This window comes from Pseudodesulfovibrio sp. JC047 (assembly GCF_010468615.1).
In the GTDB taxonomy this organism is placed as follows: Bacteria; Desulfobacterota; Desulfovibrionia; order Desulfovibrionales; family Desulfovibrionaceae; genus Pseudodesulfovibrio.
Genome location: NZ_WUEH01000062.1, coordinates 1 through 733, shown reverse-complemented (window position 1 = coordinate 733; position 733 = coordinate 1). Strand labels below are relative to the sequence as shown.

The following is a 733-nucleotide window of genomic DNA, read 5'->3' as shown; positions in this document are numbered from 1 at the left end:
GCCGCATTGGAAGGCACGGGCTACAAATTGCTGACCCCGGACGAGGTTGCCTACTACGAAATCGGCAGACTGGAAGCCGAGAAACGGGAACAGACCAAGAGGAGAAAGGAACTATGGGAAAAGATCGGGAAATAGGGCTGCCGAGCCGTCTCCAAAATTTCATTGCGTATTGGCTTCTTCGAGCCCTTTTTCCTCGAAGGCTACGCCGAGCCGGACAAATAGTTCTTCTGCCACTTCCGAGGTCAAGGAAATCGGGAACCGATGCATCCCCTCATCCTTATGTTCGATATCCACTTCCACCAATAGAGATTGGCCGAGTGCATCCCATCCAATACGGCCCAGGCCCTGCACCGTCGCTAGGGTCAAAAGTTCTTCATATTCCACGTCGTACCTCCAAGGGTAAAATTTAATGAATACGGCGCGGACCATAGCAGGGGGAACCGGAGTTCACAAACAAGAGGAGACGATCATGGCGAGAACGACGATGAAACAGCTTCTCAGGGCAAAACAGATGCGCAAGGTGCAGGAGCACCTGTCCATGCATCCCACCACGTTCAAAGACCTCAAGGCACTCATTGCCCGTGACGACGAACGGGCAGAGATCGTGGCGATGATGCTGACCTCCGGCATGGTCTCGGCCACTTTTTATCTTAATCCGCTACCCGAATCGGAGGCCATCCATGGCTAAATTATCCTCTGCCCGTCGCGTATTGCGCGTCCTGTCCATCCTCAA

General features: G+C 53.5%; 2 protein-coding genes. One reads left to right on the top strand and one right to left on the bottom strand.

Annotation, left to right across the window (positions count from 1 at the left end):
* Positions 1-159: 159 nt before the first annotated feature.
* Positions 160-384, bottom strand: a complete 225-nt coding sequence (locus GO013_RS16690) for a hypothetical protein (protein WP_163813167.1) — start codon at positions 382-384, stop codon at positions 160-162.
* Between the two features lie 85 nt (positions 385-469).
* Between GO013_RS16690 and GO013_RS16685 the strand changes: the two genes are divergently transcribed.
* The gene (locus GO013_RS16685) at positions 470-688 is read left to right on the top strand and encodes a hypothetical protein (protein WP_163813165.1); all 219 of its coding nucleotides are present in this window, start codon (positions 470-472) and stop codon (positions 686-688) included.
* The last annotated feature ends 45 nt before the right edge of the window (positions 689-733 follow it).